This window comes from Haemophilus parahaemolyticus (assembly GCF_018373095.1).
Lineage (GTDB): Bacteria > Pseudomonadota > Gammaproteobacteria > Enterobacterales > Pasteurellaceae > Haemophilus_A > Haemophilus_A parahaemolyticus_A.
Map to the genome: position 1 here is coordinate 1 of NZ_JAHAHT010000168.1, position 1,183 is coordinate 1,183.

At 45.7% G+C, this 1,183-nt stretch carries 3 protein-coding genes and 1 pseudogene; 3 read left to right on the forward strand and 1 reads right to left on the reverse strand.

The genetic code is table 11. The annotated features are described in order from the left end of the window. The 3 genes from KH943_RS10085 to KH943_RS10095 form a co-directional block, all read left to right on the forward strand. Positions 1 to 213, forward strand: a 213-nt coding sequence (locus KH943_RS10085; RefSeq protein WP_304110444.1) for a hypothetical protein, incomplete at its 5' end; no start/stop codon positions are given. Positions 214 to 223: 10 nt separating this feature from the next. Continuing rightward, the gene (locus KH943_RS10090) at positions 224 to 754 is read left to right on the forward strand and encodes a phage N-6-adenine-methyltransferase (protein WP_304110445.1); all 531 of its coding nucleotides are present in this window, start codon (positions 224 to 226) and stop codon (positions 752 to 754) included. An 18-nt stretch (positions 755 to 772) separates the two neighbouring features. Beyond that, positions 773 to 973 (forward strand): helix-turn-helix transcriptional regulator, encoded by a 201-nt coding sequence (locus KH943_RS10095; RefSeq protein WP_304110446.1) that lies wholly within the window; start codon positions 773 to 775, stop codon positions 971 to 973. A gap of 23 nt (positions 974 to 996) precedes the next feature. On the opposite strand, the pseudogene KH943_RS10100 reads toward KH943_RS10095, so the two are convergent. Then, positions 997 to 1,183, reverse strand: a pseudogene (locus KH943_RS10100) (tyrosine-type recombinase/integrase); the annotation flags it as partial.

Sequence of the window (1,183 nt, forward strand, 5' to 3'; positions counted from 1 at the left end):
CGGGGCTTAAGTTCAGCCGAGCAGTTGGTGGAATTTTTCCAAACTCACCAAGCGGAGCTGAAACGGTTGGAATATGCCGTGAAAAGTCGGGGTATTCCTGAATATTATTTGAACGATTATCACCGTATGCATTTAATTAACGGCGCAGAAATCAAGCTCCACGATGGCGCACGCCTGAAATTTAAGTATGGTGAGATTGAGTATGCGAATTAGAGGTAGAAAAATGACTACACACAAAACCAAAACAGCCAAAGAAGACAAAGACAAGTGGGCAACGCCTTGGTGGGTGTTGCACTTTGCACAGTATTGGTTTGATGTACCTGCGTTTGATTTGGATTGTGCGGCATCGATGCATAATACGAAGTGCGAGCGGTTTATTTCTGAGGCGGAAGATGCGTTGAAGGTGGATTGGGAGGGCGATTATTGTTGGCTGAATCCGCCTTATTCGAACCCGTTGCCTTTTGTGCAGAAGGCGATTGCACAGAGCAAGCAAGGCAAGACGGTGGTGATGTTGCTAAATGTGGATAATAGCACGCGGTGGTTTAGCCTGTGCGTGCAACACGCGACGGATATTGTGTTTATTACCGATGGGCGCATTCCGTTTATTCATAATGCGACGGGCGAGGAGGTGGCAAATAATCAGAAACCGCAGATGTTGGTTCGCTTTAAGGGGCGAAAATATGTGAAGACGAAAGTCCGCACCCGTTATGTGTCGATTTATACGATGCGAGAAGTAGGGCTGAATTTAGGGTAATTTATGGAGGAATGGAAGATGGAACAAGTAGAACGTATTTTAAGACCGAAGGCAGTATGGGAGATGTTGGGGATTTCAAAAGCCTATTTTTACGCATTGGCGAAAACCGCCCCTTATTTTCCGAAAGCCATTGAATTAGGTGCACTAAGACGCGGTTATTTGTTAAGTGAAGTGCAAGCTTATATTCAGCATTTGGCCGAAAAAAGTCGTGCAGCGTAGAAAAAGCCCCGTTTGGGGCTTTTTTATAGCCAACCTTTGCTGCAGTGTTCGATGTAATCCCCCCATTTCTGGAGGGCTGTTTTACGGTGTTTGTCGTATTTTGAGGTCATATAAACACCGCGTAAGCCTTGTATGGTGTGAGATAAACAGAGTTCAACGACATCGGGCAATATGCCTTGTTCGTGTAGGTAGCTGCTGGCGATTTTGCGT